The sequence below is a fragment of the Kitasatospora sp. NPDC036934 genome (genome assembly GCF_055608425.1).
In genome coordinates, this window is sequence record NZ_JBVJQR010000006.1 from 32,085 (window position 1) to 58,102 (window position 26,018).

Genomic DNA, 26,018 nt, shown 5'->3' on the forward strand with positions numbered 1-26,018 from the left:
CGGCCGTCCGGCGTCGGGGCGGGGGCGGGGGCCGGTCGGACTGTTGACAGGCTCCCCCACCGACACCATGCTGAGCAAGCGCTTAGTCAGCAACCCCGGACTGATCAGCGGACCCGGGTTGATCAGCGAACCCCAGACCGTCAGCAATCCAGAGCAGGGCAGACCGGAAAGGCAGGACCCTCCGTGGTGCACTCCTTCAAGGGCCGGGTGGCCGTCGTGACCGGATCGAGCCGCGGCATCGGCCTCGGCATCGCCCGGGAACTCGTCGACCGAGGCGCCAAGGTCTGCCTCACCGCCCGCAACCCCGAGCCGCTCGCCGAGGCCGTCCGCGACCTGGGCGGCCCGGACAACGCGATCGCCGTCGCGGGCAAGGCCGACGACCCGGCCCACCAGGAGGAGGCGGTCACCCGCACCCTGGAGGCCTTCGGACGGCTCGACCACCTGGTCAACAACACCGGCATCAACCCGGTGTACGGGCCGGTCCTGGAGACCGACGAGGCCGCCGCCGCCAAGATCTTCGCCGTCAACGTGCTCGGCCCGCTGGCCTGGACCCGCCGGGCGCACGCCGCCTGGATGGGTGAGCACGGCGGCTCGATCGTCAACGTCGCCTCGATCGCCGGCATCCGCGCCTCGCTCGGGATCGGCATGTACGGCGTCAGCAAGGCCGCGCTGATCCGGCTCACCACCGAACTGGGCGCCGAGCTGGGCCCGCAGGGCATCCGGGTCAACGCCGTCGCCCCGGCCGTGGTGAAGACCAGGTTCGCCGAGGCGCTCTACGAGGGCCGGGAGGAGAAGGTCGCCAAGGCCTATCCGCTGGGCCGGCTCGGCGTCCCCGAGGACGTCGCGGGCGCGGTGGCGTTCCTGCTCTCCCCCGAGGCCGGCTGGATCACCGGCCAGACCCTGGTGGTGGACGGCGGGGTCACGCTCGGCGGTGGCATGTGACGGCCGACCTGAAGGGCCAGGGCGTGGTGGTCACGGGCGCCGGCCGGGGCATCGGCGCCGCGCTGGCCCGGGCCTTCGCCGCGGCGGGTGCCCGGGTGGTGGTCAACGACCTGGACGCCGAGGCCGCCCACGCGGTCGCCGCGGACTGCGCCGGCACCGCCCTGCCCGGCGACGCCGCCTCCGCCGCCGGTCTGGCCGCCCTGGTCGACCGCTCCCGCGCGGAACTCGGCGAGATCGACCTGTGGTGCGCCAACGCCGGCGTCGCCCCGACCGGCGGCGCCGACGCACCGGCCGCGGCCTGGGCGAGCGCCTGGGAGGTCAACGTGATGGCCCACGTCCGGGCCGCCGAGCTGCTGCTGCCCCGCTGGCTGGAGCGCGGCCAGGGCCGCTTCCTGGCCACCGTCTCCGCCGCCGGGCTGCTCACCATGCTCGGATCGGCGCCGTACGCGGTCAGCAAGCACGGCGCGCTCGCCTTCGCCGAGTGGCTCTCCGCCACCTACCGCCACCGCGGCGTACGGGTGCACGCGCTCTGCCCCCAGGGGGTGCGCACCGACATGCTGGCCTCCACCGGCGCCGTCGGCGAGGTGCTGCTCGCGCCGACCGCGCTGGACCCGGAGGCCGTCGCCGAGGCGACGCTGGACGCGCTGCGCGAGGACCGCTTCCTGATCCTGCCGCACCCGGAGACCGCCGAGTTCTACCGCACCCGGGCCACCGAGCCGGACCGCTGGATCGCCGGGATGAACCGGCTCCAGCAGGGCCTGGAGCAGGGCGGGGCGCTGTGAGGGCCTGGCAGGTGCACGAGCTGGGCGAGCCGGCCGCCGTGCTGCGGCTGGCCGAGGAGGTCGCCCGGCCGGTGCCGGGGCCGGGGCAGCTGCTGGTCCGGGTCCGGGCGGCGGCGGTGAACTTCCCGGACGCGCTGATGGTGCGCGGGCAGTACCAGGTCCGTCCGCCGCTGCCGTTCACCCCGGGCGTGGAGCTGTGCGGCGAGGTCGCCGAGGGCGCCCGGCGGGGTGAGCGGCTGATCGGCAACCCGGTGCTGCCGCACGGTGCCTTCGCCGAGTACGCGCTGCTGGACGCCGCGGCGGCGTTCCCGGCGCCCGAGGCGCTGGACGACGCCGAGGCGGCGGCGCTGCACATCGGCTACCAGACCGCCTGGTTCGCCCTGCACCGCCGGGCCCGGCTGCGGGCCGGGGAGACCCTGCTGGTGCACGCGGCGGCCGGCGGGGTCGGCAGCGCGGCCGTCCAGCTCGGCCGGGCCGCCGGGGCCCGGGTGGTCGCCGTGGTCGGCGGGCCCGCGAAGGCCGACGCGGCCCGGGCGCTCGGCGCCGACCTGGTGGTGGACCGCACCGGCGCGGACTTCGTCGCCGCCGTCAAGGAGTTCACCGGCGGGCGCGGTGCGGACGTGGTCTTCGACCCGGTCGGCGGCGACGCCTACACCGGCTCCACCAAGTGCGTGGCCTTCGAGGGCCGGATCGTGGTGGTGGGCTTCGCGGCCGGGAAGATCCCGGCACCGGCGCTCAACCACGCCCTGGTGAAGAACTACGCGATCCTCGGCCTGCACTGGGGCCTCTACAACACCCACGACCCGCGGGCGGTCCGCGCCGCCCACGACCAGCTGACCGAGCTCGCCGACCAGGGCGTGGTCCGTCCGCTGGTCAGCGCCCGGGTGCCGCTGGCCGAGGCCGCGGCGGCCGTCCAGCTGGTCGCCGACGGGCGCAGCACCGGGCGGATCGCCGTCCTGGGCGACTGAGTTCATGGGCGCCTGGATTCAGGCGTGGGGCTACCGCCCCGTGATGACCTCCAGGGCCGGGCGCGGCCGGCGGCCCAGCAGCGCCGCCAGGTCGCCCGCCTCGCCGGGCCCGGCCAGGAAGCCGTGCGCGATCGCCGAGTAGGTGCCCACCAGCATCGGCACCTGGAAGTCGGAGGCGTCCGAGGCCGCCACTACGGCCCGGGCCTGCGCGAGCCGGCCCGGGCGGTACTCGGCACCGAGCGCCTCGGCCAGCTCCGCGCCGCCCACCGCCTCCTCCCCCACCAGCTCGTACGTCCGCCCCGCGTGCCCGGCCGGCGCCAGGGCCACGTTCACCGCCGCCTCGGCGAGGTCCGCCCGGGCCACCGCGGCCAAGCGGCCGGCCCCCAGCGGTGCGGTGATCACCCCGTCCGGGCCGGGCGCGGCGATCGCGGCCAGCAGTTCCGCGTAGAGGCCGTTGCGCAGCACCGTCCAGCGCAGCGTGCCGGACGCGCGCAGCCGCCGCTCCGTCCACCGGTGCGCCAGCGCGTACGGCAGGTGGTCGCCGTCGCCGGACAGGCTGGTGTAGACGACGTGCTCGACGCCCGCCCGCTCGGCCGACTCGATCGCGGCGCCGTGCCGGGCGATCACCACGTCGTCCTCGGCGGCGCCGGCCGAGATCAGCAGCAGGGTCCGCACCCCCTCGAAGGCCTCGGCCAGGGTCTCCGGCCGGTCGAAGTCCACCAGCCGGACGGGTACTTCGGCCGCCACCCGCTCCGGCGTCCGGCTCCCGGCGACGACGCCCTCCCGGGCGCCGAGCCTCTCCAGTACGAGGGTGCCGAGGCCTCCGTTGACACCGGTGACGAGCAGCATGGTTCTCCTTGGGACGTGCGACCGCTGGGGACGGGTCCATCCTCGGTAGCCTGGGCGTCCGGCGTAAGGAGGCACTTCCATGTCAGTAGGGCACACCGCGGTAACCACCGCTCCCCGCCCGGTCGTCTGGTGCGAGGACGACGTGGACTGCGGGATCCGCGACCTGCTGAACCGGCTCGGCGACAAGTGGTCCGTGCTGGCCGTGGTCGAACTCGCCCAGGGCGTACGGCGGTTCCGCGAGCTGCAACGCGCCCTGCCGGGCATCTCGCAGCGGATGCTGACCCTGACGGTGCGCCGGCTGGAGCGCGACGGCCTGGTCTCCCGCACCGTCCACCCGACCGTCCCGCCCCAGGTGGAGTACGAGCTGACGCCCCTCGGGCACAGCCTCACCCACCTGGTGCGGGCGATGGTCGACTGGTCCTACTCCCACCACGACGCGATCGTGACCTCCCGACAGCAGTGGGACGAGGCCAACCCGGGCTCCGAGATCCGCTGAGCCGACGCCCGCCCGGAGGCCGGCGGGCACGACCGCGTGCCTCAGCCCGTCCGCCGCACCGCGATGACGTTGTCGGTGACGGTCGCGCTCCGCCCCTGGGGGCCGGTGGCGGTGCGCTGCGGCGCGTGGCAGCGCTCGGTGTGCCAGCCGGCGCCGAGCCGCAGCTCGGCGAGGGCCTCCTCGGGGGTGGGGAAGCGCACGTCCTGCCCGGCCTGCCAGGACCAGGGGGCCACCGAGGCGTGGTCCACGACGATCAGCAGCCCGCCCGGCGCCACCGCCGCCGCGGCGCGGCGCAGTACGGCGGCCCGGGGGAGCTCGACGGGCGTGTGGAAGTAGCTCGCGCCGACCAGGTCGAAGGCCCCCTCGGGGAAGCTCCGCGCCAGGTCGTGGCGGGCGGGATGGACCAGCGCGGCCACCCCCGCGGCCCGGGCCCGGTCGGCGACCCGGTCCAGCGCGGTGGCGGCGATGTCGACGGCGGTGACGTCCCAGCCGAGGCCGGCCAGCCAGAGCGCGTCGCCGCCGTGCCCGCAGCCGAGGTCCAGCGCCGTGCCGGGCTCGGGCGCGAGGGTGGTGACCAGCTCCGCCAGGACGGCGTTGGGCCGGGTGCCCCACTCGGCGTCCAGGCCGGCGTAGTGGGTCTCCCAGAAGGTCGCGGGGTCGCTGTCGGTGTGCATCGGGGGCCTTTCGTCAGGCGACGGGGTTCGCGGCCGGCATCGCGCGCCGGCCCGGCTGCCACCGACGGTGCCGCGCGCCCTGCCGGGCTTGCAACGCCCCATGCCGTTTCGGCAACCTGAGCGGCGTGGACCACGCGAAGAAGGACGTCCTGGCCGCCGTCGGCCCCCGGCTGCGCGAGCTGCGCCGCCGACGCGGGATGACCCTGGCGGACCTCGCCGAACGGACCGGCATCAACGAGAGCACCCTCTCCCGGCTGGAGGGCGGCACCCGCAAGCCCACCCTGGAGCTGCTGCTGCCGCTCGCCGAGGTGCACGCCGTTCCCCTGGACGACCTGGCCGGCGCGCCGCGCACCGGGGACCCTCGCATCCACCTGCGCCCGGTGGTCCGGGACGGCATGACGTACGTGCCGCTCAGCCACCCCGGCGGCGTCCAGGCCCACAAGCTGGTGATCCCGCCCCGGCCCGGCACCGAGCCGGAGTTGATGACCCATGAGGGCTTCGAGTGGGTCTTTGTGCTCTCCGGCCGGCTGCGGCTGCTGCTGGGCGACCAGAGCCTGGTCCTCCGGGCGGGCGAGGCCGCCGAGTTCGACACCCACGTGCCGCACTGGCTCGGCCCGGACGGCGAGCGGACGGTCGAACTCCTCGTCCTCTTCGGCCACCAGGGCGAGCGGGCCCACCTCCGGGCCCGCACGCCCTGATCCCGCCGCTACCGCTCGTAGGTCATCTCCGGGAAGCGCGCCGAGGGCCCGTCCAGCAGGTGGTCGTCGTGGCCGCGCAGCCAGCGGTCGAAGAACGACGCGACGTACGAGCGGGTGGCCGACACCGCGCGGTCCGGGCGGACGTCGCCGACGTCGTCGGTCAGCTGCGTCCCGCTGATCGCGCCCTGCCGGGCGAGCTGGGGCAGCAGGGACTGGGCGTCGGTGTAGGAGCCGTGCCGGGAGCCGGTGAGGGTCACGTCGGCGTGCCAGCCGCTGCTGTGCTGCCACAGGGCGTCCCAGCCGGGCTGCTGGTGGTAGCTGCCGGAGTCGGGGTTCTGGGTGCCCATGAGCAGGAAGGGCCGGGTCAGGCCGTCCTGGGCGACGGTGGGCAGGAAGACGCCGGTCCGGCCGTCCGGGCCGGGGAAGTGCAGCTGGCCGTCGAGGTTGACGCCGACCTTGAGTCGCGGGTCGTCGTGCATGGTCTGGAGGGCCGCGGAGCCGCCCCCGGAGTGGCCGACCATGCCGATCCGATCGAGGTCGAGGGAGGCGGCGAGGCCGGTCGGCAGCTGCCGGTCGCGGCGCAGCCCGGAGAGCTGGTCCAGGACGAAGCGGGTGTCGTCGACCCGGCTCTGCAGCATCTTGCGCAGGAGGGCGCCGATGTCGAGTCCGGGCTTGGTCATCAGCGCGGGGAAGACGGAGGTGGCGAGGTCCCCGTCGGGGAAGGCGACCTCGGAGGCCTCGTAGGTGTGGTCGACGGTGACGACGACGTAGCCGCGCGAGGCGAGGTCCTCCACCAGGCCGGTGCCCCAGGTGCGCGGGTCGCCGAAGCCCGCCTCGTACAGCACGACGGGCCGCTTGCCGCCCGGCAGGGCGGGCGCGTCGGCGCGGGCGTGGGTGCGGATGCCCGCCCAGTCGGTGCGGCCGGGTTCGAAGCCGTTGTTGCCCTGGCCGACGCTCCCGGCGCTGCCGAAGTGGTCGGCGGCGGCGGGGAGCATGTACGGCGCGCGGTCGTCGCCGGTGGCGGGCCGGGTGGTCGGGTACCAGAGGCTGATCATCAGCCTGCGGTGCTGCCCGGGCTTCCAGGGGTCGTCCCGGGCGTCGTCCGTGAGCTGGAGGGACGTCGTGCCGATCGGGTACGGCCCGGTGGGCTGCGGCAGCCAGGCCCTGGCCTGCCGCTGCCCGCCGCCGTCGGCCGGCGCCGCCACCGCCCCCGGTGCGCCGACCACGCCCAACGTCGCCGTCGCCGCCAGCAGTACCGCCGCCACGGCCCGTCCCCGCCTGCTCATCGCTGTCTCCTCGTCCTGATCGGTCACGGAGGAGACGCTACGGGCGGAGCGGGGGCCGGGCCGTCATACCCGGGAGCCAACTCCCCCTGAGTACCCGGGTATCACACCCCTACGGTGGGCGAGACCCCCGGCGCGCCCCGGCACACGGCGACCCGGGGGGTCAGCGGTACTGCTTGAGTTCCCGCCGGGCCAGCGAGCGCTTGTGCACCTCGTCCGGCCCGTCGGCGAGCCGCAAGGTGCGGTTGCCGGCCCACAGCTGGGCGAGCGGGGTGTCCTGGCTGACCCCGGCCGCGCCGTGCGCCTGGACGGCCTTGTCGAGGATCCACTCCACCGTACGCGGCGTGGCGATCTTGATGGCCTGGATCTCGGTGTGCGCACCCCGGTTGCCGACGGTGTCCATCAGCCAGGCCGTCTTGAGCACCAGCAGCCTCAACTGCTCGATGCGGACCCGTGATTCGGCGATCCAGTCCTGCACCACGCCCTGCTCGGCCAGCGGACGGCCGAAGGCCACCCGCTCGTTCGCCCGGCGGCACATCAGCTCCAGCGCCCGCTCGGCGAGACCGATCGCCCGCATGCAGTGGTGGATCCGGCCGGGCCCCAGCCGGGCCTGGGCGATGGCGAAGCCGCCGCCCTCCTCACCGATCAGGTTCTCGACCGGGACGCGGACGTCCTCGAACAGCACCTCGGCGTGACCGCCGTGGTCGGCGTCGTCGTAGCCGAAGACCGTCATACCGCGCTTGACGGTGACGCCCGGGGTGTCGCGCGGCACGATCACCATGCTCTGCTGGCGGTGCGGGGCGGCGTCCGGGTCGGTCTTGCCCATCACGATGAACAGCTTGCAGTCCGGGTTCATCGCCCCGGTGATGTACCACTTGCGGCCGTTGATCAGGTACTGGTCGCCGTCCCGCTCGATCCGGGTGGCGATGTTGGTCGCGTCCGAGGAGGCCACCTCGGGCTCGGTCATGGCGAACGCCGAGCGGATCTCGGCGTCGAGCAGGGGGCGCAGCCATCGCTCCTTCTGCTCGGCGCTGCCGAACTGGGCGAGGAGTTCCATGTTCCCGGTGTCGGGGGCGGCGCAGTTCAGGGCGGGCGGGGCCAACTGGATGCTGCGGCCGGTGATCTCGGCGAGCGGGGCGTACTGGAGGTTGGTGAGGCCGGCGCCGTGCTCACCCGGATTCCTGTGCTTGTCCACGAAGAAGAGGTTCCACAGGCCCTGCTTGCGGGCCTCCGCCTGGAGGTCGGCGACCACCGGCGGGACGCTCCACGGCTCGCGGGCCGGGTCGGCGAGCTGGCGGGCGAGAGTGGTCTCGGCGGGGTGGACGTGCTCGGCCATGAAGGCGAGGAGTTGCTCGCGGAGTTCCTCGGTGCGGGAGTCGTACGCGAAGTCCATGGTTCTTAGCCCTCCTTGAGGGTGCTCAGGCCGTGCCGAGCGAGGATCGGGCCCATCTCACCGGCGCGCTCGAAACCGGCGCCCAGGGTACGGCCCTGCTGGAAGCGGAAGTGGATGCCCTCGGCGACTGCGGCCAGCTTGAAGGAGGCGAAGGCCACGTACCAGTCGAGGTCGGCAGCCTGACGGCCGGTCAGTTGGGCGTAGTACGAGACGATCTCGTCGGCCTTGGGGAAGCCGGGGGCGGTCATCGCGGACGGGATGATGCCGCCGCCCACCCCGGCGAGTTCGGTGTACATCACGAGGAGGCCGATGTCTGTGAGCGGGTCGCCGAGGGTGGACATCTCCCAGTCGAGGACGGCGGTGATGGCATCGGTGTCGTCGACGAGGACGTTGTCGAGGCGGTAGTCGCCGTGGACGAGGGCGGGGGCGGGCGAGGTGGGTGGGTGCTCGGCGAGCAGGGCGTGCAGCCGGTCGAGGTCCGGGAGATCGCGGCTGCGGGAGTTCTCCAACTGGGTGGACCAGCGGCGCAGCTGGCGCTCCAGGTAGCCGTCGGGGCGGCCGAAGTCGGCCAGGCCGACGGTGGCGGGGTCAATCTTGTGCAGGGCGGCGAGGGTCTCGACCAGGCGTCGGCCGAGGGCGGTGACCCGGTCCTCACCGAGGGCGAGGAGGGCCTTGCGGGAGCGGTGGGCGACGCCGTCGACGTGCTCCATGAGGTACCAGGGGGCGCCGAGGACGTCGGTGCCGTGGTCGATGAGGAGCATCTCGGGGACGGGGACGTCGGTGTCCCGGAGGGCCGACATCACCCGGTGCTCGCGGCCCATGTCGTGCGCGGTGGCCAGGACGTGCCCGAGCGGTGGGCGGCGGAGGACCCAGCGGGAACGGCCGTCCGTGAGGACGTACGTGAGGTTCGAGCGGCCCCCCTCGATGAGGTCGGCCCGCAGCGGCCCGTGGAGGAGGCCGGGAAGTTCCGCGTCCAGGTGGGAGCGGAGCCGGGCCAGATCCAGTCCGGGCGGGTCAGCGGGGGTCTCGGCCATCGAGCGGCTCCTCGGGGAAAGCGGATCATTGACTAAGCGCTTGCTTAGCATTCAACGGAGAAGGGGCCGTGTCAATGCCGCGAGCCCCTGGACCGGCCGGTCCGGGGGCTCGCGGGAGGAGGAACGAGGAGGTCGGACGTCGCCGAACTCGCCGGAGACGCTCCCGGCTCCTCCGCCCGCATCCGGCGATTCTTCAGCCCCGAGGACGCCGAGACCTTCCGACGTGCCGTCAGCTGACTGGTCCCCGTCAGGGTGAGCCGGGCTCCGAGCTGGGCACCCCACACTGTGCGGGGGCCCACATCGACGACCGTCTCACCCGACCAGAAGGGACCACCCATGGCGTCCAGGTTCGCCACAGCCACCGCCGCCGTCCTCCTCTCCGCCGCCGGACTCGCCCCGGCCGCCTCCGCCACCACCGGCCGTTCGGCCACCGCCGCACAGCTCAGCGCCTTCTGGACCCCCGCCCGCATGGCCGCCGCCGTCCCCCTGGACGCCAGGGCCGCCCAGCCCACGGCCGACGGCCCGCGCCCCGACGAGTACATCCCCCCGAGCCGGAGCTTCGACGGGATCCCCCAGGCCGGCGCCTTCTTCTGGACCGACGCCACCGGCACCGGGCGCACCTGCAGCGCCTCCGTCGTCCACAGCCCGGACCACGACCTGGTGCTGAGCGCGGGCCACTGCCTCAAGGGCTACGCCGGCACCTCCCCCGAGCGGCACCTGGGCTTCGTTCCCCAGTACCACGACGGGCTCAAGCCGTTCGGCATCTTCCCGGTCGAGGAGAACGGCGTCTACCTCGCCCAGGAGTACTACGAACGGGGCGAACACGCCGGCGCCGCCTACGACTTCGGCTTCGCCGTGACCGAGCCCAACCAGGACGGCCAACGCCTCGAAGACGCCGTCGGCGCCGTCCGGCTCCTCACCGACACGGGGTACGTCCACGCCCCGGTCCGGATGATCGGCTACCCGGGCGGCGCCCAGAAGCCGGTGGAGTGCCTCAGCTGGACGACCACTTGGCCCAGCGACGACCCCTCCGACCCGGGCGCCTTCGAACGCATCGCCTGTGACGGCTTCACCGGCGGCACCTCCGGTGGCCCCATGCTCGTCCCGTGGTTCGGCGGCTGGGCCGTGATCGGCCTCATCGGCGGCTACCACACCGGCGGCAACACTCCCCAGGTCTCCTACAGCGCCCCCTTCACCTCCGCCCTCCGCACCCTCTACCGGGCCGCCACCACCGGCACCCCACCCGCGGGCCCGACCCCTGGCTACGTCTTGGAGTGACGGCCCCCTGCCACGGGAGGCCGCTCCCGGCATGCCTTCGGCCCGCGCCACCTGGTACGCGGTGCAGGCCGAAGCCGCCTTCGTCGCCAGGCCGTTGGGGACGCCGCGTCAGCCGAGCCGGCCGGTCGGCCGTACGGTGATGCGGTTGATGTCCACGCCCACGCGCTGGTTGACGGCGAAGGCGATCGTGTCGGCGATCTGCTCGGGGGTCATCGTCGGCGAGGCGTCGGGGTGCGACCGAACCGACGATCACGATCCGGCCCTTGGGCTCCCTGGGGTCCGGCAGGGTCTCCCGCACCAGCAGGGCCGAACCCGGGACGTTCCCGGGACGTTGGTGAGGACCATGGCGCGCATGTCCTCGGGGGCGTGGCCCTCCAGGTTACCGGGCAGCGAGAAACCGGCGTTGGCGATGACGTTGTCCGATCGGCCCCAGCCGTCCACCACGACCAGCCGCTCGCCCGCTCCGGCCGACGCGGCGAAGGCGGCCAGCTGGTCCGCGTCAGGTCCGGTGACGGCCACGCGGTGGCCCCGCGCCGGAACCAGCAGGCCGCCGCCCTGCCCGGCCGCCGACTCCGCCCGCACCGTCGACCTCCGCCGGACCCTCATCGCCACCGCACCACGACGGGTCGGCCGGGGGGCTTGATCACGACGGGGGGTCGGGGCCAGGATCTCCTCCGGTTGGATCACAACGGGGGGAGTCGTAATGTCCGAGGACCGATCGGTCGGTCGTGGGCTGAGGCAGCGCCATATCGCCATGATCGCGCTGGGTGGTGCGATCGGGGCCGGGCTGTTCGTCGGCTCCGGTGTCGGGATCGCCGCGGCGGGGCCCGGCATCGTGGTGTCGTACGTGGTGGCCGGGGCGCTGACCGTGCTGGTCATGCGGATGCTCGGCGAGATGTCGGCCGCCCGTCCCGGCTCCGGGTCGTTCTCCGCGCACGCAGCCCGTGCCTGGGGGCCGTGGGCCGGGCTACTGGCCGGCTGGATGTACTGGGCGCTGCTGGTGGTGAGCGTGGCCGCGGAGGCGATCGGGGCGTCGCGGATCATGGCGGGATGGCTGCCGCAGGTGCCGGCCTGGGCGTGGGTGGCGGTGTTCATGGCGCTGTTCACCGGGACGAACCTGGCGGGCGTGCGGCACTTCGGTGAGCTGGAGTTCTGGTTCGCCGGGGTGAAGGCGGCCTCGATCTGCGTGTTCGTCCTGCTGGGCGCAGCTGCCGTGTTCACCGGCCGGACTCCGGCGGTGGAGAACCTGGCCGGGCACGGCGGGCTGCTGCCGCACGGCTGGCACGGGGTCGCGGTGGGCACCCTCGCGGCGGTGTTCGCGTACGGCGGGCTGGAGACGGTGACCATTGCCGCAGCCGAGTGCGAGGACCCGGTGGCCGCAGTGCGCCGGGCGGTGCGCACGGTGCTCTGGCGGGTGGCACTGTTCTACATCGGCTCGATGGCGGTGATCGTCACCGTGGTGCCGTGGGACGACCCGGCGGTCGCCGGCGGCCCGTACGCGGCGGCGATCGGCCGGATCGGGGTACCGGGCGCGGCGCAGCTGATGGACGCGGTCGTGCTGGTGGCTCTGCTGTCGGCGATGAACGCCAACATCTACGGCTCCTCGCGGATGCTGCACGCCCTCGCCGCCCGCGGCGACGCACCGCGCCTGCTGACCCGGCGCCGGGGCGGGCAGGACGCCGTCGGGAGCGGCCGGGCCGTGCTCGCCTCGGCCGCGTTCGGCTTCGCGTCGGTGGTGCTCAGCCTGCTGTGGCCGCAGACCGTCTTCCCGTTCCTGCTGAACTCGATCGGGACGGCGATCCTGGTGGTCTGGATCCTGATCGCCGCGTCCCACCTGCGACTGCACGGGCGCGGGCGCGGAGGGCCGAGGACGGCCCCGATGCGCGGCTTCCCGTACCTGGGGTACCTGGCGCTGGCGGCGGTGGCCGGGGTGCTGGTGTTCATGCTGGTGGACCCGGGCAGCCGCAGCCAGGTGCTCTGCACCGGCGCGTGGACGGCGGTGCTGCTGCTGGTAGCCGGGGTGCGGCGGCTCCGGCGCGGGCCGGGCAGGGCACCGACGGCTGGCGATGCGGCAGCCGTGGAACCGGCGGCCGGCGTTCCGGCGGCCGTGGGCCCGGCCGTGACTGCGGACCCGGACGCCGGGCCCGCCGCCGGGGTCACCGCTCGCGTGCGTACCGCGCCAGGAACAGGTCGACCCCGGAACTGATCATCCGGTGCATCCCGGCCTCGTCCAGTTCGGCCTCCGGGCTGAACGTCCGCACCAGCTGCGGCACGCCCACCGTGCAGGCGACCAGCTGCTGCACGGCCAGCGCCGGGTCGTCCACGGCGAGCACGCCGCGGCGGTCCAGTTCGGCGAATGCCGCGATCAGCGGGCCGTTGTTCATGTCGTAGCTGACCCGGTACCAGAGCTGGCCGAGCTGGGGGAAGCGGTCGATCTCGCCGATCACCAGGCGGCGCAGCGACATGATGTCGGGGCGCAGCAGGATGCGGGTCCAGTCGAGGGTGAGGGTGATGAGCGCGGAGCGCAGGTCGTCGGCCTCGGCGATGGTGGAGTTCCACGGCTTGAGGTCCTCGTAGGTGGTGGGCAGTATGCCGCCGATCACCGCGAGGAAGAGCCGTTCCTTGCTGCCGAAGTGCTTGTAGATGGTCGCCTTGGAGACGCCGGAGCGGGCGGTGATGGCGTCCATCGAGGCGGCCGAGTAGCCCTCCTTGAGGAACTCGGCGAGTGCGGCGTCGATGATCGCCTGCCGGCGTCGCTGGGCGGCGTCGGTGGGCCCCGGGATGATCGGGATGCCGAACTCGTCGGTCGGCTGGGGGCTGTCGGCGGCCATCTGGGTTCTCCTCGGGTGCTCGGGGGGAGACGATACGGGCCAGTATAGGAAACTGAACGGTTTGGTTGGGCGCGCGGCGTACGGTGCAGCGCGCGGTGACGGGCCCGGCGCCGGGCCCGATCGGCGCGTCCGGCGCCCGGTCAGTGCACCAGCGAGGCGAGGTACGGACCCAGCGCGGCGATCCGCTCGCCGGACGCCGCCAGTTGCGGGCCCAGCGCAGCACCGAGCAGGAAGACCAGGTTGAACAGCCCGATCGCCTCCGGCCGCCGCTGCGGTGCCACGGCCTCGGCGGCGGCACCGGTCAGGACGCCTTGGCCGCCCGCGTTGACACAGGCGCTGGCCCCGGTGCCCAGGAGCACCAGCGGCGCCCAGGGGCCGAACGCGGCGAGCGCGAGTCCGGCGAACGAGACGCCGAGGAGCAGGCCGGTGGTCCGCCGCAGGCCCAGCCGGGGCGCGGCGCGCACCAGCGACCAGGAGAGCAGCGCGCCGGTCAGGGCGGCGAGCGAGCCGACGGCGCCGGTCTGGACGGCGCTCCAGCCGGTCAGCGCGGCGGCCCGTCGCGGTGCGCCGTAGACCAGGCCGAAGTTGACGGTCGCCAGGACCAGCATCACCGCCGCGACGGCCCGGAAGCGCGGCACCGCCAGGGCGTCCAGGCCGAGGAAGGAGCGGCTCGCCGCCCGCACGCCCCGCGCCGGCTCCGGTCCGGCCCCGGCCGCCGGGCCCACGACCGGGACCGTGCCCGGTCCGACGCACCCCCGCAGTACGGCCGGCAGTACCGCCAGGGTCAGCACCGGCAGCACCAGGCAGGCCCGCCAGCCCAGCCCGGCCGCCACCGCCGCGCCGATGAACAGCCCGGCGGTGCCGCCCGCCGCGCTGCCGATCGCGACGACCCCGGAGGCGCGTCCGTCCGGTTGGCGCGCGGCCAGCTGGAAGGCGGCCACGTTGAACCCGGCCGCACCGACCGCCTGCAGAGCGCGCCCGGCGATCAGCGGGCCGAGGTCCGCTCCGGCGGCGAGCGTGACCAGCGCCCCGAGCACCAGCGCCCCCGCGGAGGCGAGCAGCAGCGCCCGAGGGCCGCGCCGCCCGGCCGTGGCGGTGAGTAGCGGGGTACCGAGCATCATGCCGAGCCCGTAGCCGCTCATCAGCCAGGCGGCGGGGCCGGGGCCGGTGTGCAGCTCCCGCGCCATGAGTGGCAGGACGAGGCTCGGGCTGGAGAGCCCGGCCGCCCCCGGGGCGGCGACCGACGCGAGGAGCAGACCGGTCCGGAGCGACCCCTGTACGCCCCGGCCGGTGCCGCCCTCCGCCGGCTCCGGCGGGAACGCACCCGCCCCCGCCGCCGTGTCCAGCACTCCCGAGCTCATGCCGGGATGCTCCCGAACTTTCCGTTCGAGAAGTCGAGTCGGGCCTGCCGGAGCTCGGCCTCGGTGTTCATCACGAACGGGCCGCCGCGGGCCACCGGCTCGCCGATCGGCTCGCCGGCCAGGATCAGCACCTCGGCCGGACCGTCCGGCGCGGCGACGACGATCCGCTCGCCGTCGTGCGCCAGCACCGCGAGTTGGCCGTCCGCCAGCGGCGCGTCGGGCAGTTCGACGGCGCCGGAGAGCACGTAGACGGCGGCGTTGTGACCGGCCGGCACGGTGAACTCGGCCCGCCCGCCGACGGGCAGGACGGCGTGCGCGAGCAGGACCGGCAGGTGCGTCTCGAAGGGGCCGGCGACGCCGTGGCTGCGGCCCGCGATCACCTTGATCCGGCTGCCGTCCTCGGTGTGCACCACCGGGATGGTGTCGGGGCCCTGGTTCTGGCTGCGGGCCGGGAGGTCCTTCAGCCGGGCCGGCAGGTTCACCCAGATCTGGAGCATGTGCTGGCGGCCGCCGTGGCCGAGCAGTTCGGCGGTCGGCTCGTTGGAGTGGACGATGCCGGCGCCGGCGGTGAGCCACTCGACCTCGCCGGCGACGCTGGTGCCGCGCCGGCCGGTCGAGTCGGCCCAGTCCATCGAGCCCTCGATGAGGTAGGAGACCGCCTCGAACCCGCGGTGCGGGTGGGCGGGGGCGCCCTTGGCCTCGCCGGGGGCGAGCAGCAGCGGGCCGGTCTGGTCGACCATCAGGAACGGGTCGAGCATCGGGAGCTCGGCCACCGGGAACGGGCGGCGGACGGGGAAGCCAGCGCCTTCGAAGGTGTGCACGGGATCGATGACGGTGGCGGTCGATCGGACGGGAGCGGTCGGGCGGGCGGGGGCGGCCTGGGCCGCGGCGAGCTGAGTCGGCGTCATGCCGGAAACTGAACTACACGATTCAGTCCAGAGTCAAGACTGAACCGTCTGGTTGACGCATTGAACTGAACGGTTTAGATTTCTCGGCGTCGGAACGACAGCGCGGCCCGGCCCGGCACACGCCCCGCCCCGCCCCGCTCCCGTTCCGGCACCGGAACGACAGCGCGGCCCGGCCCGGCACACGCCCCGCCCCGCCCCGCTCCCGTTCCGGCACCGGAACACCAGCCCGGCCCGGCCCGGCACACGCCCCGCCCCCGTTCCGCACCGCGGGCAGGCCACCCGCACCCGTACTCGCACCCACACCGCAAGGAGCACCGCCATGAGCGCGTCCAAGGTCTTCGCCATCTCCGGCTCGCTGCGCGCCGACTCGCACAACACCGCGCTGCTGCGCGCCGCCCGGAAGCTCGACCCGGCCGGCATGGAGATCGAGATCTACGACGGACTGCGCGAGATCCCGCCCTACGACTACGACCTCGACCACCCGGGCGTGCGCCCCGCCGTCGTCGAGGAGCTGCGCCGCAAGGTGCTGGAGGCCGACGGCCTGCTGATCGCCACCCCGGAGTTCAACTACTCGATCCCCGGCGTGCTCAAGAACGCCCTGGACTGGCTGAGCACCGACTGGAGCAAGACCGAGGGCCTGCCGCTGCACCGCAAGCCCACCGCGATCATGGGCGCCGCCCCCACCAACTTCGGCTCCGTCCGCGCCCAGCTGGCGCTGCGCCAGGTCTTCGTCTGGACCGACAGCGACGTCGTGGTCAAGCCCGAACTCGTCGCCTTCCGCTCGCACGAGCGCTTCGACGAGGAGGGCACGCTGACCGACGAGGGCACCATCGGCATCCTCAAGGGCCTGCTCACCGCCCTCCAGGGCAAGATCGACGCCGCCCGCTCATGACCCGCCCCGGGCCCGATACCCGGGTCCGACGCCCGACCGGCGCCCCACCGGCGCCCGACGGCCCCGAAACCCGCCGCCCCCACGCGGCATGAAGCCCCGCCGGGCGCCCTCGGGCTCCGGCGGGGCTTCGCCACACCTGCGGCGCCCTCGCGCCCGGCCGCTCCTCGGCCGCTCCGCAGGAGGCGGCCCGACCGCCGCAGGTGCCGCGGCGGGCCCGGCGAACCGCTCGGCGCGGCACCCTCCGCCGGACCGGCGGACGGCCTCCCCCGCCGGCTGTGCGGATCAGACCGCCCGCCGGTAGAGCCATACGCCCAGCGGGGCGAAGACGGCCACGATGCCAGCGTCCCAGGCCAGGGCCTGGAACACGTACGAGGCGGTGGGTCCGCCCAGGACGAGCGCGCGGACGGCCTCAGCGTTCAGCGATACCGGCTGGTTGGCCGCGAAAGCCTGCAGCCAGCCCGGCATGGTGTGCACCGGGACGAACACGGCGGAGGCGAAGACCAGCGGCGCGAGCACGGGGAAGGCCGCGGCCTGGGCGGTCTCCGGATCGCCGACGGCCAGCCCGACGACGGCGAAGATCCAGGACATCGCGAAGCCGAAAGCCAGGACCAGCAGCGTCCCGGCCAGGAACGCCGGCACGTTGGTGTGAATGCGGAATCCGACGGCGAAGCCGACCGCCGTCATCATCGCCACCACGAACACGTTCCGGATGAGGTCTGCCAGCGTGCGGCCGGACAGCACCGCGGACCGGGCCATCGGCAGCGAGCGGAACCGCTCCATCAGCCCGGTGCGCATGTCGGTGGCCAGACCGATGGCAGTGTTCATGGCCCCGAACACGGCGGTCTGCACGAAGATACCGGGCATGAGGAAGTCGACATAGGGCACGTTGCCGAGGCTGCTTCCGATCACCCCGCCGAACACGTAGCGGAACATCAGGACGAAGACCAGCGGCTGGATCGTGGAGAACACCAGCAGCCGCGGCACACGGCGCAGGGCGATCAGGTTCCGTCCGGCAACCGCGAGTGCGTCCTGGACCGGTTCGGACAGGCGATCGATCACGCTGTCGCGCACTGTCGGGAAGCGCAGCGGACGCGCGGTGGCGGTCACGGGGTCCCTCCAGGGGTTTCGCGGGACTCGGGGGTCTCGCCGTCCGGCGTGCGGTGTCCGGTCAGGGAGAGGAAGACGTCGTCCAGGCTGGGCTCGCGCACCGAGAGCGTGCGCGGGGTGAGGTTCACCGCGTCCAGGCTGTGCAGGGCGCCCAGCACGAGGTCCGAGCCGTCGCGGGAGGTCAGGCGCAGCAGGGAGCCGTCGCGTTCGGGTGGCCGGGTCAGCCTCGGCGCGAGAAGGTCTGCGGCGCGTTCCGCGCGGGCAGGGTCGCCCATGCCGAGTTCGACGACGGTGTCCCCGAGGCTTTCCTTGAGGGCGGCGGGGGTGTCGTCGGCGATGACGCGTCCCTCGCTGATGACGGCGACGCGGGACGCCAGGCGGTCGGCCTCCTCCAGGTACTGGGTGGTGAGGAGGACTGTGGTGCCGTCGGCGACGAGTTCCCTGATCAGGTCCCACAGGGCGTTGCGGCTGCCGGGGTCGAGTCCGGTGGTGGGTTCGTCCAGGAACAGCACCGGTGGGCGGGCGACGAGGGCGGCGGCCACGTCCAGGCGGCGGCGCATGCCGCCGGAGTAGGTGCGCACTGGCCGGTCGGCCGCGTCGGCGAGGTCGAAGCGTTCCAGCAGGTCGTCGGCCCGGCGGCGGCCCAGGGGCCTGGGCAGGTGGGTCAGGCGTGCGATCAGGCGCAGGTTCTCGATGCCAGTGAGGTTGGGGTCGACGGCGGCGTACTGTCCGGCCAGCCCGATCAGGCGGCGGACCATCCGTGCCTCGCGCCCCACGTCGTGCCCCAGTACCTCGGCCCGCCCCGCGGTCGGGTGGAGGATCGTGGTCAGGATGCGGATCACGGTGGTCTTGCCCGCGCCGTTCGGCCCGAGCAGCCCGAACACCGTGGACTGGGGGACTTCGAAATCGACGTCGTCCAGCGCGAGCAGCGAACCGTAGCGCTTGCTCAGCCCGGAGACGGCGATCGCTGCCTGGCCCATCAGTCCACTCCGTTCCTCGATCCTCTGAGGGTGCGTTCGGCGCGAGCGCCCTTTCGCTGGAGAATGCCCGGGTCGCGCCGAGCCCCGCAGCCTTCGCCGCGGTCACCCCGCCCGTCTCACTGCTCTCCACGATCCGCCGCGGACCACTGCCGCGCCTGAGCCGTTCGGCCCCCAACGCGCGCCGACCAGCCCCGGCACCGCCACGACCACCTCCGCAACCGGCGCACGCTGAGCACACAATCGGGCACAGGGCGCCACCATCCGCCCTGAGACTCGATCTGTCCGCAGAACCGGGGCCGCTCCGCTCGAAAATCTCTTCGGCGATCCGAGCAACCTTTCCCACCCTTCACGTCATCGATCACATGAGTGCCCTGTTGATCGAATGATCGAACCGTCGGCTGAGCGAAGGGGATCACGTGCGGACCGCTCGAGGCGCAGCCGTCCTGTTGGCCATGGGGGTCGTCGCGTCCCTCACGCTGACCACGGGGGACTCGTTCTCGGAGGGCAGACCGAACGCCGCCGCCCCCGACCCGACGACACCGGAGCCCGAACCCGCCGCCGGAGCCCCCGCGCCCGAGCCGAGCGCGACGCCGACCTGGGACGGCCAGGTCAAGGTGATCGGTGACGGTTCGACCTCCTACACCGGCCCGCAGCCCAAGCAGCCCAAGCCGGAGAAGCTCAAACCGGGTGAGCAGCCGCCGCAGTTCGTGGTCTTCTCCTGGGACGGCGCCCTGGAGGGCGACGACCACCTGTTCTCCCGGTTCCGCAAGCTGGGCGCGGACAACAACGCCCGGATGACGTACTTCCTGACCGGCCTCTACACCCTCCCCAAGTCGAAGCGGAGCCTCTACCACCCGCCCCAGCACGACCCGGGCGCCGCGTCCATCGACTACGCGACCGACGCCCACATCAAGGACACCCTGGAGCAGTTGCGGCTGGCCTGGCTGGACGGCAACGAGATCGGCACCCACTTCAACGGCCACTTCTGCGGGGCGAAGGGCGGCGGTGAGTGGAGCACCGAGGAGTGGAAGAGCGAGCTGGACCAGTCGGTCTCCTTCGTCACCAACTGGAAGACCAACACCGGCTACCAGAATCTCCCGCCGCTGCCCTTCGACTACACCAAGGAGCTGGTCGGCGGGCGGGCGCCGTGTCTGGAGGGGCAGAAGAACCTCCTCCAGGCGGAGAAGGCGGCCGGGTTCCGCTACGACGCCAGCTCCCCGGGGGAGTTCCAGGTCTGGCCGACGAAGAAGGACGGCATCTGGAACTTTCCGCTCCAGATGCTGCCCTTCCCGGCCAAGTCCACCCAGGGCCTGTCGATGGACTTCAACTTCCTCGCGGGCCAGTCCGGCAATTCCACCAAGGGCGATCCGAAGAAGTACGACGAGTGGGAGAAGGAGGCCCGGGACAGCTATCTCGCCGGCTTCAACCGGGTCTACAACGGCAGCCGCGCCCCGCTGTTCATCGGGAACCACTTCGAGGACTGGAACGGCGGCATCTACATGGACGCCGTCGCGGACGTGGTGAAGGACGTCTGCCACCGCGACGGCGTCCGCTGCGTGTCGTTCCGCCAGGTCGCCGACTGGCTGGACGCCCAGGACCCGAAGGTCCTCAACAGCCTGCGCCAACTCGACCCGGGCCAACCGGGCGACTGGTCCCGCCTACCCAGGTGACCCCGGGGCTCCGGGCCGCGCGGGCGGCCCCGGAAGCCCTCCGGAGCGGCCCTCAGCGCCGGGCCAGCGCCAGCAGGCTCAGGCCGAACATCAGCACCCCCAGCGGGAGGTGGACGGCCGGCACGTGCGCGATGCCGAGCACGACCTGCGCCGAGGCGAGGGCCAGGAAGCCGGACGCCTCCCACACCGGCCGCACCGGCCCACCGCCCGGCTTCCACGCCAGCACCGCCGCCAGCAGGTACAGCATCGACGCCCCGTACATCACCCGGGCGCCGACGCCGTGCAGTGTCTCCCCGTAGGAGGTGGCCAGCAGCAGTCCGGCGGAGACGGCCTGGAGGAGGATGGTCAGGGTCTGCAGGGCGATCGCGGCCCGCAGGTACGGGAAGGTGCGCGGCGCCGTCGTCGCCTGGGTGGTCGCCATGGTCACGGTCCTCTTTTCCGCCCGGGGGCAGTGGATCGGTAGGGTCTCACCAGCCCGACGACACGGGCCCACGAAAGGTAAGGCGAAGGCATGGGGGCAGCGGGGGTGGGCGCCGACGGCACGGCCGGCGAGCGGCGCCAACTGATCAACGTCGCCTACCGCCTGCTCGGCTCGCTGACCGAGTCCGAGGACGCCGTACAGGAGGCCTACGCCCGCTGGTACGCCCTCCCGCCGGGCAAGCGGCGGGAGATCCTGGCCCCCGGCGCCTGGCTGACGACCGTCACCGGCCGGATCTGCCTGGACCAGCTCGGCTCGGCCCGGGCCCGGCGGGAGCGGTACGTCGGGGCCTGGCTGCCCGAACCGCTGCCGGACGGATCCGGTGCCGAGGATCTCGCCGACCAGGTGGTGCTGGACGAGTCGGTGGCGATGGCCTTCCTGGTCGTCCTGGAGTCGATGACCCCCGCCGAGCGGGTGGCCTTCGTCCTGCACGACGTCTTCCGCTACCCCTTCGCCGAGATCGCCGCCGTCCTCGGCCGCACCCCGGCGGCCTGCAAGCAGTTGGCCTCCTCCGCCCGCCGCCGGGTCGGCACCGCCACCACCCCCGCGCGGACCGCCGACCGGGCCGACACCGTACGGCGGGTCAGGCAGGCCTGGCAGCGCAAGGACATCGAGGCCCTGGTCGCCGTGCTGGACCCGGCCGCCGTGATGACCGCCGACGGCGGCGGCCTGGCGAGTGCGGTGCTGCACCCGGTCGAGGGCGGCGAGCGGATCGCCCGGTACCTGCTGGCCATCGCCGAGCGGGCGCCGGGGCTGGAGCTCCTGGAGCGCTCGGTGAACGGCGCACCGGGCCTGGTGGCCCGGCGCGCCGGTGTCGTCCTGACGGTGGCCGCGTTCGACGTCGCCGACGGCCGGGTGACCAGGATCTGGGCGGTCCGCAACCCGGAGAAGCTCCGCCGGTGGACGGACAGGGCCTGAGCCGCTACCCGGCCGCCTTCATGAACGACGTCCAGATCCGGCCCGGCAGTTCGGAGTCCGGGGTGTCCGGTGCCGCCCCGCCGACCCCCTCCAGCGAGAGCAGCTTCATGTCCTTGAGGTCCGCCCGGAAGACGGTGACCGCCGTCGACAGCTGCCCGTTGTAGCCGACGGTCCAGCCGGCGGTACGGTCCGGGGTGGTCCCGGGCTTGGCCGCCAGGCCGGGGCCGGCCGCCGCCAGGGACTGGGCGCTGCCACCGCGGACCGCGCCCTTGAGCGCCGTGTCCACGTCCGCCGCCACCGCCGCGGGCAGGGCCCGGACGGCGGTCGGCAGCCGCAGGTCGACCGCGGCGCCGTTGCGGGTGACGCCCAGCACCGAGTACGGGTCGGTGTGGCTGCCGCCGGCCGCGAAGGCGGCGTAGGCGTCGGCGGCGCGGATGGCGCTGGGCGTGGAGTTGCCCGTGCCGAAGGCGGGCACCAGCTCGCCCATGCTGTCGGGGAGCAGGCCGAGGGCGGCCGCGGTCTGCTGCACGTTGTCCAGGCCGACGTCCATGCCGAGTTGCATCATCGGCCCGTTGACGGACTGTTCGATCGCACCCCGCAGGCTGACCCGGCCCCAGTTGCGCTTGCCGTCGTTGGCGGTCTTCACGATCTTCCCGTCCCGCCCCCAGTACGGGCCCTCCGGGGTCTGCACGTTGACCCCGTTGTCGCCGTCGTAGGTGGTGCCGGGCGTCACCGGGGTGCGCGGGCCGCCGCGCTGGTGCTGCACGCCCTGGCTGAGTCCGGCCGCGTACACCAGCGGGGTGAAGGCCGAACCCATCGGCACCGTCGAGGTGTTGGCGTTGTCGAAGCCCTGTTTGCGGTAGTCGGGGCCGCCGTAGAGCGCGACGATCCGGCCGTCGAGGGCAACCGAGGCGGCGCCGACCTTGACCAGCTTGTCGGCCTCGCGCCCGTCCGGGTCGAGGCCCTTGGTGGCCTCCTGCACCGCCCCGGCCAGGGCGGTGACCCTGGGCTTCTCGAAGGTGGTGCGGATCTGGTAGCCGCCGAGGTCGAACTGGGCCGGGGAGATGTCGCTGTGGCTCTCCACGTAGCTCCGGGCGAGGTCCACCAGGTAGCCGACCTGTCCGCTCATCCCGGCCGCCTTGGGGGGCGTCCTCGGCTCCGGGAAGACGGTGTACTTGGCGCGCTCGGCGGCGGAGAGCTTTCCGGTGTCCACCATCCGGTCCAGGATCCAGGACCACCGGTCCTCGGCCCGCTGGTGGTTCTCGGGGCTCAGGGCCGGGTCGTACTGCCCGGCGCCCTTCAACAGGGCGGCCAGGAAGGCCCCTTCGCTGGGGTTCAGCTCCGAGACGTCCTTGCCGTAGTAGGCCGCCGCGGCGCGCTCGATGCCGTAACTGCCGCGCCCGAACCAGCTGGTGTTCAGGTAGCCGGCCAGGATGTCCTGCTTGCTCATCCGCTGGTCCAGCTTGATCGCGATGACCATCTCGCTGAGCTTGCGGGAGACGTCCTGGCGCTGGTTCAGGTAGATGTTCTTGACGTACTGCTGGGTGATGGTGGAGCCGCCCTGGGTGTCGCCCCCGGTGGCCATCGTGTAGACCGCGCGGCCGATGCCGGTGACGGAGATCCCCGGGTCGGAGTAGAAGGTCTCGTTCTCGGCCGACAGCACCGCCCAGCGCACCGACTCCGGCACCCGGTCCAGCGGCACCTCCTGCCGGTTGGTCTCGCCGCTCCGGGCCATCTCGGTGCCGTCCGCCCAGAAGTAGACGTTGTTCTGCTGAGTGGCGAAGGCGTTGAGGTCCTCCGGAACCTTGGTGGTGACGAAGAACCAGGCCGACAGCCCGCTCAGCGTCACCGTCAGCAACCCGGTCGTCAGCAGCAGCTGCCGCCAGGACGGCAGCCAGCGCCGGACCCCGCGCCGGCTGCCGCGCGGAGAGTCGATCCGCCGCAACGGACGCCATCGCCGTCGTCCGGCCTTCTGCTCCCCGGCGTCCGGGCCCCGCTGTTCCTCACCCTGCTCTTCCTCGCCCCGCTGTTCCCCGCCCTGCTGCTCCTCGGCGTCCCCACCCCGCTGTGCGCGCATCCGGTCTCCGATCTCCTGGGGCGACCCCCTCCACCCACCTAGACGCCGGACCGGGCGTCCTGTGGCCGCGCGAAACCGGTGTGATCATGCTCATAACGGGAAGGGGAACCGGATCGCGGGCCGCTCCAGGCCCGGGCACGGCGGCGTCCGACCTGCGGTCCGGCCCCGCACCCCCTGCGGCCTACCGCCACAATGGCGCCATGAGGTTGATCCACACCGTGCTCGGCGTGCTGCTGCTCCTGCTCGTCATCGGCAGCATCCTGCGCACCCTGGTCGTCCCGCGCGGCCTCTACTCGGCCCTGGTGTTCCGGCTCTGGTCGGGGCTGCGCACCGCCCTGCGGCTGTGGGCCGCGCCGTTCGGCACCTACCGCGCGCAGGACCGCGCGCTGACCTGGCTGGCGCCGCTGGTGCTGCTCGGCATGCTCGGGGTGTGGCTCAGCGGGATGCTGGTCGCCTACACCCTGCTGCTGCACGGCACCTCTGACCTCAGCTGGTCGGTGGCCATCCGGGAGGCCGGGTCCAGCCTGTTCACCCTCGGGTACGCGAGCGGCGAGCGGCTCCAGCTGTCCGCGATCGACTTCCTGGCCGCCGCCAGCGGCCCACTGGTGATCGCCCTGCAGATCGCCTACCTGCCCACCCTGTACGCCGCCTACCAGCGGCGCGAGACCGAGGTGACGCTGCTGCAGTCCCGGGCCGGCGAGCCCGCCTGGGGCCCCGAGCTGCTCGCCCGGCAGTCCCTGGTGGACACCGAGACCGCCCTCCCCCAGCTCTACCGGGACTGGGAGCGACTGGCCGCCGACATCGGCGAGAGCCACTCCAACTACCCGGTGCTGCTGGCCTTCCGCTCCCCGCAGCCCAACCGCAGCTGGGTGGTCGGCCTGATCGCGGTGATGGACGCCGCCGCCCTCCACCTCGCCCTCTGCCCGCGCTCGGCCCCGCCCGAGGCCCGGCTGGTGGTCCGGGCCGGCTTCACCGCGATGCGCGACATCGGCCGCGCGCTACGCATCGACTTCGACGCCGACCCGGACCCGGAGACCCCGATCCGCCTCACCTACGCCGAGTACCTGGGCGCCGTCGCGATGATCACCGCGGCCGGCTTCCCGCGCGAGCGCCCGGTCGAGGAGGCCTGGCGGCACTTCCGCGGCTGGCGGGTCAACTACGAGGCCCTGGCGTACGAATTGGCCCGCCGCAGCGACTCCGTCCCGGCCCTGTGGACCGGCCCGCGCGACTTCCGCGCCCCGGTCATCCCCCCGGCCCGCCCCACCGACCGCCGCCCGGAGGCCACCCGGCCCGGCCTACCGCCGGGCTGACCGCCACCCGCCGCCGTCGGGCATCTGGCGGACGGGCACGGGGCGGGCACCTCGGTGCCCGCCCCGCGACCTCCCTCGTGCTCAGACCTCGCGCTCGGGCCCCGGCGCTCACACGTCGCGCTCAGGCCTCGATCTCAGACCGGGAGCTCACACCGCCACCGGCCCGCCGCGCGCCAGCGAGTGCTCGGCCGCGGCCAGGATCTCCACCACCCGCAGCCCGAAGTCCGCCCCGCAGGGGTGCGGCTCGCCCGAGGCGGCGGAGGCCAGCAGGGCGTCCACCGCCCGGTGCAGGGCGACGGTCGGGCCCTCGCCGCGCTCGGGAAGCTGGACCACCCCGTGCTCGCCGCGCAGCTCCATCGCGACCCCGCCGCCGGCCCGCGGGGCGGTCAGGCTGAGGGCGAGGGTGCTGGAGGCACCGCCGGCGTGCCGCAGCACCAGGTGCACCGTGTCCTGCGGCCCGGCGACCGCCGTGACCTGGACGGCGTCGCCCAGCACCGGCAGCAGCACGGACAGCGCGTGCGGACCGACGTCCCACAGCGCGCCCTTGTCCCGGCGCCAGGGCGAGGCCGCGTACGGACTGGTGCTGCCCGGCGCGAACACCGAGCCGAGCCAGTCGGAGCGGCCGGTGAACCAGCCGCCGAGCCCGGCCTGCCGCTCGATCCACGGGATCTGCTCGCCGCCGAAGCGGACGGTGAAGAACACCACCGAGGCGACGCCGTGCTCACGGACGGCCCCGGCCACCGCCCGGGCCTCCGGCACGGTGAACGCGACCGGCTTGTCCAGCAGCAAGTGGCAGCCGGCCTCGGCGGCCCGCACCGCCAGCCCGGCCTGGACGGACGGCGGCAGCGCGACGGAGACTGCGTCGACCTCGGCCAGCAGCCGGTCGAGGTCGCCGTACCCGGGCACGCCGTGCGCGGCGCCGAGCGCCTCGGCCGCCTCCGCCCGGCGGCCCCAGACGCCGGTGAACTCCAGCCCGGGGTGCTCGGCCAGGACGGGTGCGTGCACCCGCTCCGCCCAGGTGCCGGTGCCCAGCAGTCCGATCCGCACGTCGTTTCTCCGTTCTTCCGGGGCGCGCCCGGCGGGATCCAC

25 protein-coding genes are annotated in these 26,018 nt (G+C 73.8%); 11 read left to right on the forward strand and 14 right to left on the reverse strand.

Annotation, left to right across the window (positions count from 1 at the left end; genetic code table 11):
- Nucleotides 1–183 precede the first annotated feature (183 nt).
- Genes ACZ7BZ_RS10780 through ACZ7BZ_RS10790 form a run of 3 tightly spaced genes read left to right on the forward strand, consistent with a single transcriptional unit; the run spans nt 184 to nt 2,692 of the window.
- Nucleotides 184–942, forward strand: coding sequence for an SDR family oxidoreductase (locus ACZ7BZ_RS10780; RefSeq protein WP_380457411.1), 759 nt, complete (start codon nt 184–186; stop codon nt 940–942).
- Nucleotides 939–1,724, forward strand: a complete 786-nt coding sequence (locus ACZ7BZ_RS10785) for an SDR family NAD(P)-dependent oxidoreductase (protein WP_470358062.1) — start codon at nt 939–941, stop codon at nt 1,722–1,724. The genes ACZ7BZ_RS10780 and ACZ7BZ_RS10785 overlap by 4 nt, the downstream gene beginning before the upstream one ends.
- Nucleotides 1,721–2,692, forward strand: a complete 972-nt coding sequence (locus ACZ7BZ_RS10790; RefSeq protein WP_470358063.1) for an NADPH:quinone oxidoreductase family protein — start codon at nt 1,721–1,723, stop codon at nt 2,690–2,692. Before ACZ7BZ_RS10785 ends, ACZ7BZ_RS10790 begins: the two co-directional genes overlap by 4 nt.
- Nucleotides 2,693–2,722: 30 nt before the next feature.
- Here the strand turns inward: ACZ7BZ_RS10790 and ACZ7BZ_RS10795 are convergent, their stop codons facing one another.
- Nucleotides 2,723–3,541, reverse strand: a complete 819-nt coding sequence (locus tag ACZ7BZ_RS10795) for an NAD(P)H-binding protein (RefSeq protein WP_470358064.1) — start codon at nt 3,539–3,541, stop codon at nt 2,723–2,725.
- A gap of 79 nt (nt 3,542–3,620) precedes the next feature.
- Between ACZ7BZ_RS10795 and ACZ7BZ_RS10800 the strand changes: the two genes are divergently transcribed.
- Entirely contained in the window at nt 3,621–4,037 is a 417-nt protein-coding gene (locus ACZ7BZ_RS10800; protein WP_470358065.1) for a winged helix-turn-helix transcriptional regulator, read from the forward strand.
- 41 nt (nt 4,038–4,078) lie between these two features.
- Here the strand turns inward: ACZ7BZ_RS10800 and ACZ7BZ_RS10805 are convergent, their stop codons facing one another.
- The gene (locus ACZ7BZ_RS10805) at nt 4,079–4,711 is read right to left on the reverse strand and encodes a class I SAM-dependent methyltransferase (RefSeq protein ID WP_470358066.1); all 633 of its coding nucleotides are present in this window, start codon (nt 4,709–4,711) and stop codon (nt 4,079–4,081) included.
- A gap of 125 nt (nt 4,712–4,836) precedes the next feature.
- On the opposite strand from ACZ7BZ_RS10805, the gene ACZ7BZ_RS10810 reads away from it, so the two are divergent.
- Entirely contained in the window at nt 4,837–5,409 is a 573-nt protein-coding gene (locus ACZ7BZ_RS10810; protein WP_470358067.1) for a helix-turn-helix domain-containing protein, read from the forward strand.
- Between the two features lie 8 nt (nt 5,410–5,417).
- Here ACZ7BZ_RS10810 and ACZ7BZ_RS10815 read toward each other — a convergent pair whose 3' ends face one another.
- The 3 genes from ACZ7BZ_RS10815 to ACZ7BZ_RS10825 all read right to left on the reverse strand — a co-directional run bounded on the left by ACZ7BZ_RS10815 (nt 5,418) and on the right by ACZ7BZ_RS10825 (nt 9,119).
- Nucleotides 5,418–6,695, reverse strand: a complete 1,278-nt coding sequence (locus ACZ7BZ_RS10815; RefSeq protein WP_470358068.1) for an alpha/beta hydrolase family protein — start codon at nt 6,693–6,695, stop codon at nt 5,418–5,420.
- Nucleotides 6,696–6,855: 160 nt separating this feature from the next.
- Entirely contained in the window at nt 6,856–8,085 is a 1,230-nt protein-coding gene (locus tag ACZ7BZ_RS10820) for an acyl-CoA dehydrogenase family protein (protein WP_470358069.1), read from the reverse strand.
- Nucleotides 8,086–8,090: 5 nt separating this feature from the next.
- Entirely contained in the window at nt 8,091–9,119 is a 1,029-nt protein-coding gene (locus ACZ7BZ_RS10825; protein ID WP_470358070.1) for a phosphotransferase family protein, read from the reverse strand.
- A 336-nt stretch (nt 9,120–9,455) separates the two neighbouring features.
- On the opposite strand from ACZ7BZ_RS10825, the gene ACZ7BZ_RS10830 reads away from it, so the two are divergent.
- On the forward strand, nt 9,456–10,397 hold the full coding sequence (locus ACZ7BZ_RS10830; protein ID WP_470358071.1) for a trypsin-like serine peptidase: 942 nt from the start codon (nt 9,456–9,458) through the stop codon (nt 10,395–10,397).
- Nucleotides 10,398–10,646: 249 nt separating this feature from the next.
- Here ACZ7BZ_RS10830 and ACZ7BZ_RS10835 read toward each other — a convergent pair whose 3' ends face one another.
- The gene (locus ACZ7BZ_RS10835; protein ID WP_470358072.1) at nt 10,647–10,979 is read right to left on the reverse strand and encodes a hypothetical protein; all 333 of its coding nucleotides are present in this window, start codon (nt 10,977–10,979) and stop codon (nt 10,647–10,649) included.
- A gap of 172 nt (nt 10,980–11,151) precedes the next feature.
- On the opposite strand from ACZ7BZ_RS10835, the gene ACZ7BZ_RS10840 reads away from it, so the two are divergent.
- Nucleotides 11,152–12,603 carry an amino acid permease gene (locus tag ACZ7BZ_RS10840; RefSeq protein ID WP_470358073.1) on the forward strand — a complete coding sequence of 484 codons (1,452 nt, stop codon included), beginning with the start codon at nt 11,152–11,154 and terminating at the stop codon, nt 12,601–12,603.
- Here the strand turns inward: ACZ7BZ_RS10840 and ACZ7BZ_RS10845 are convergent.
- The 3 genes from ACZ7BZ_RS10845 to ACZ7BZ_RS10855 all read right to left on the reverse strand — a co-directional run bounded on the left by ACZ7BZ_RS10845 (nt 12,554) and on the right by ACZ7BZ_RS10855 (nt 15,497).
- Nucleotides 12,554–13,228 carry a TetR/AcrR family transcriptional regulator gene (locus ACZ7BZ_RS10845; RefSeq protein ID WP_380457376.1) on the reverse strand — a complete coding sequence of 225 codons (675 nt, stop codon included), beginning with the start codon at nt 13,226–13,228 and terminating at the stop codon, nt 12,554–12,556. The genes ACZ7BZ_RS10840 and ACZ7BZ_RS10845 overlap by 50 nt on opposite strands.
- A gap of 140 nt (nt 13,229–13,368) precedes the next feature.
- Entirely contained in the window at nt 13,369–14,589 is a 1,221-nt protein-coding gene (locus ACZ7BZ_RS10850) for an MFS transporter (RefSeq protein ID WP_470358074.1), read from the reverse strand.
- Nucleotides 14,586–15,497: a pirin family protein gene (locus ACZ7BZ_RS10855; protein WP_470358075.1), complete on the reverse strand. Its 912-nt coding sequence runs from the start codon at nt 15,495–15,497 to the stop codon at nt 14,586–14,588. The genes ACZ7BZ_RS10850 and ACZ7BZ_RS10855 overlap by 4 nt, the downstream gene beginning before the upstream one ends.
- A gap of 319 nt (nt 15,498–15,816) precedes the next feature.
- On the opposite strand from ACZ7BZ_RS10855, the gene ACZ7BZ_RS10860 reads away from it, so the two are divergent.
- Entirely contained in the window at nt 15,817–16,389 is a 573-nt protein-coding gene (locus tag ACZ7BZ_RS10860) for an NADPH-dependent FMN reductase (protein WP_470358076.1), read from the forward strand.
- Between the two features lie 282 nt (nt 16,390–16,671).
- Here ACZ7BZ_RS10860 and ACZ7BZ_RS10865 read toward each other — a convergent pair whose 3' ends face one another.
- Nucleotides 16,672–17,496, reverse strand: coding sequence for an ABC transporter permease (locus ACZ7BZ_RS10865; RefSeq protein ID WP_380457368.1), 825 nt, complete (start codon nt 17,494–17,496; stop codon nt 16,672–16,674).
- Nucleotides 17,493–18,476, reverse strand: coding sequence for an ATP-binding cassette domain-containing protein (locus ACZ7BZ_RS10870; protein WP_470358077.1), 984 nt, complete (start codon nt 18,474–18,476; stop codon nt 17,493–17,495). Before ACZ7BZ_RS10870 ends, ACZ7BZ_RS10865 begins: the two co-directional genes overlap by 4 nt.
- A gap of 452 nt (nt 18,477–18,928) precedes the next feature.
- On the opposite strand from ACZ7BZ_RS10870, the gene ACZ7BZ_RS10875 reads away from it, so the two are divergent.
- Nucleotides 18,929–20,146, forward strand: coding sequence for a polysaccharide deacetylase family protein (locus tag ACZ7BZ_RS10875; protein WP_470358268.1), 1,218 nt, complete (start codon nt 18,929–18,931; stop codon nt 20,144–20,146).
- A 52-nt stretch (nt 20,147–20,198) separates the two neighbouring features.
- Here the strand turns inward: ACZ7BZ_RS10875 and ACZ7BZ_RS10880 are convergent, their stop codons facing one another.
- The gene (locus ACZ7BZ_RS10880) at nt 20,199–20,567 is read right to left on the reverse strand and encodes a hypothetical protein (protein WP_470358078.1); all 369 of its coding nucleotides are present in this window, start codon (nt 20,565–20,567) and stop codon (nt 20,199–20,201) included.
- A 90-nt stretch (nt 20,568–20,657) separates the two neighbouring features.
- Between ACZ7BZ_RS10880 and sigJ the strand changes: the two genes are divergently transcribed.
- Complete coding sequence (gene sigJ, locus ACZ7BZ_RS10885; protein ID WP_470358079.1) at nt 20,658–21,542, forward strand: RNA polymerase sigma factor SigJ; 885 nt, start codon at nt 20,658–20,660, stop codon at nt 21,540–21,542.
- A gap of 4 nt (nt 21,543–21,546) precedes the next feature.
- On the opposite strand, the gene ACZ7BZ_RS10890 is transcribed toward sigJ, so the two are convergent.
- Nucleotides 21,547–23,619, reverse strand: coding sequence for a transglycosylase domain-containing protein (locus ACZ7BZ_RS10890; protein WP_470358080.1), 2,073 nt, complete (start codon nt 23,617–23,619; stop codon nt 21,547–21,549).
- Between the two features lie 200 nt (nt 23,620–23,819).
- On the opposite strand from ACZ7BZ_RS10890, the gene ACZ7BZ_RS10895 reads away from it, so the two are divergent.
- On the forward strand, nt 23,820–24,929 hold the full coding sequence (locus tag ACZ7BZ_RS10895) for a hypothetical protein (protein WP_470358081.1): 1,110 nt from the start codon (nt 23,820–23,822) through the stop codon (nt 24,927–24,929).
- A 147-nt stretch (nt 24,930–25,076) separates the two neighbouring features.
- On the opposite strand, the gene ACZ7BZ_RS10900 is transcribed toward ACZ7BZ_RS10895, so the two are convergent.
- A complete protein-coding gene (locus ACZ7BZ_RS10900) occupies nt 25,077–25,976 on the reverse strand; it encodes a Gfo/Idh/MocA family protein (RefSeq protein ID WP_470358082.1) in 900 nt (299 codons plus the stop codon).
- Nucleotides 25,977–26,018: the final 42 nt, after the last annotated feature.

What these genes read in the sequence shown, in the direction of transcription:
- ACZ7BZ_RS10795 (WP_470358064.1), bottom strand. Translation starts at nt 3,541, where the DNA reads ATGCTGCTCGTCACCGGTGTCAACGGAGGCCTCGGCACCCTCGTACTG.
- ACZ7BZ_RS10800 (WP_470358065.1), top strand. Translation starts at nt 3,621, where the DNA reads ATGTCAGTAGGGCACACCGCGGTAACCACCGCTCCCCGCCCGGTCGTC.
- ACZ7BZ_RS10805 (WP_470358066.1), bottom strand. Translation starts at nt 4,711, where the DNA reads ATGCACACCGACAGCGACCCCGCGACCTTCTGGGAGACCCACTACGCC.
- ACZ7BZ_RS10815 (WP_470358068.1), bottom strand. Translation starts at nt 6,695, where the DNA reads ATGAGCAGGCGGGGACGGGCCGTGGCGGCGGTACTGCTGGCGGCGACG.
- ACZ7BZ_RS10820 (WP_470358069.1), bottom strand. Translation starts at nt 8,085, where the DNA reads ATGGACTTCGCGTACGACTCCCGCACCGAGGAACTCCGCGAGCAACTC.
- ACZ7BZ_RS10825 (WP_470358070.1), bottom strand. Translation starts at nt 9,119, where the DNA reads ATGGCCGAGACCCCCGCTGACCCGCCCGGACTGGATCTGGCCCGGCTC.
- ACZ7BZ_RS10830 (WP_470358071.1), top strand. Translation starts at nt 9,456, where the DNA reads ATGGCGTCCAGGTTCGCCACAGCCACCGCCGCCGTCCTCCTCTCCGCC.
- ACZ7BZ_RS10840 (WP_470358073.1), top strand. Translation starts at nt 11,152, where the DNA reads ATGATCGCGCTGGGTGGTGCGATCGGGGCCGGGCTGTTCGTCGGCTCC.
- ACZ7BZ_RS10845 (WP_380457376.1), bottom strand. Translation starts at nt 13,228, where the DNA reads ATGGCCGCCGACAGCCCCCAGCCGACCGACGAGTTCGGCATCCCGATC.
- ACZ7BZ_RS10850 (WP_470358074.1), bottom strand. Translation starts at nt 14,589, where the DNA reads ATGAGCTCGGGAGTGCTGGACACGGCGGCGGGGGCGGGTGCGTTCCCG.
- ACZ7BZ_RS10855 (WP_470358075.1), bottom strand. Translation starts at nt 15,497, where the DNA reads ATGACGCCGACTCAGCTCGCCGCGGCCCAGGCCGCCCCCGCCCGCCCG.
- ACZ7BZ_RS10860 (WP_470358076.1), top strand. Translation starts at nt 15,817, where the DNA reads ATGAGCGCGTCCAAGGTCTTCGCCATCTCCGGCTCGCTGCGCGCCGAC.
- ACZ7BZ_RS10870 (WP_470358077.1), bottom strand. Translation starts at nt 18,476, where the DNA reads ATGGGCCAGGCAGCGATCGCCGTCTCCGGGCTGAGCAAGCGCTACGGT.
- ACZ7BZ_RS10875 (WP_470358268.1), top strand. Translation starts at nt 18,929, where the DNA reads ATGGGGGTCGTCGCGTCCCTCACGCTGACCACGGGGGACTCGTTCTCG.
- ACZ7BZ_RS10880 (WP_470358078.1), bottom strand. Translation starts at nt 20,567, where the DNA reads ATGGCGACCACCCAGGCGACGACGGCGCCGCGCACCTTCCCGTACCTG.
- sigJ (WP_470358079.1), top strand. Translation starts at nt 20,658, where the DNA reads ATGGGGGCAGCGGGGGTGGGCGCCGACGGCACGGCCGGCGAGCGGCGC.
- ACZ7BZ_RS10890 (WP_470358080.1), bottom strand. Translation starts at nt 23,619, where the DNA reads ATGCGCGCACAGCGGGGTGGGGACGCCGAGGAGCAGCAGGGCGGGGAA.
- ACZ7BZ_RS10895 (WP_470358081.1), top strand. Translation starts at nt 23,820, where the DNA reads ATGAGGTTGATCCACACCGTGCTCGGCGTGCTGCTGCTCCTGCTCGTC.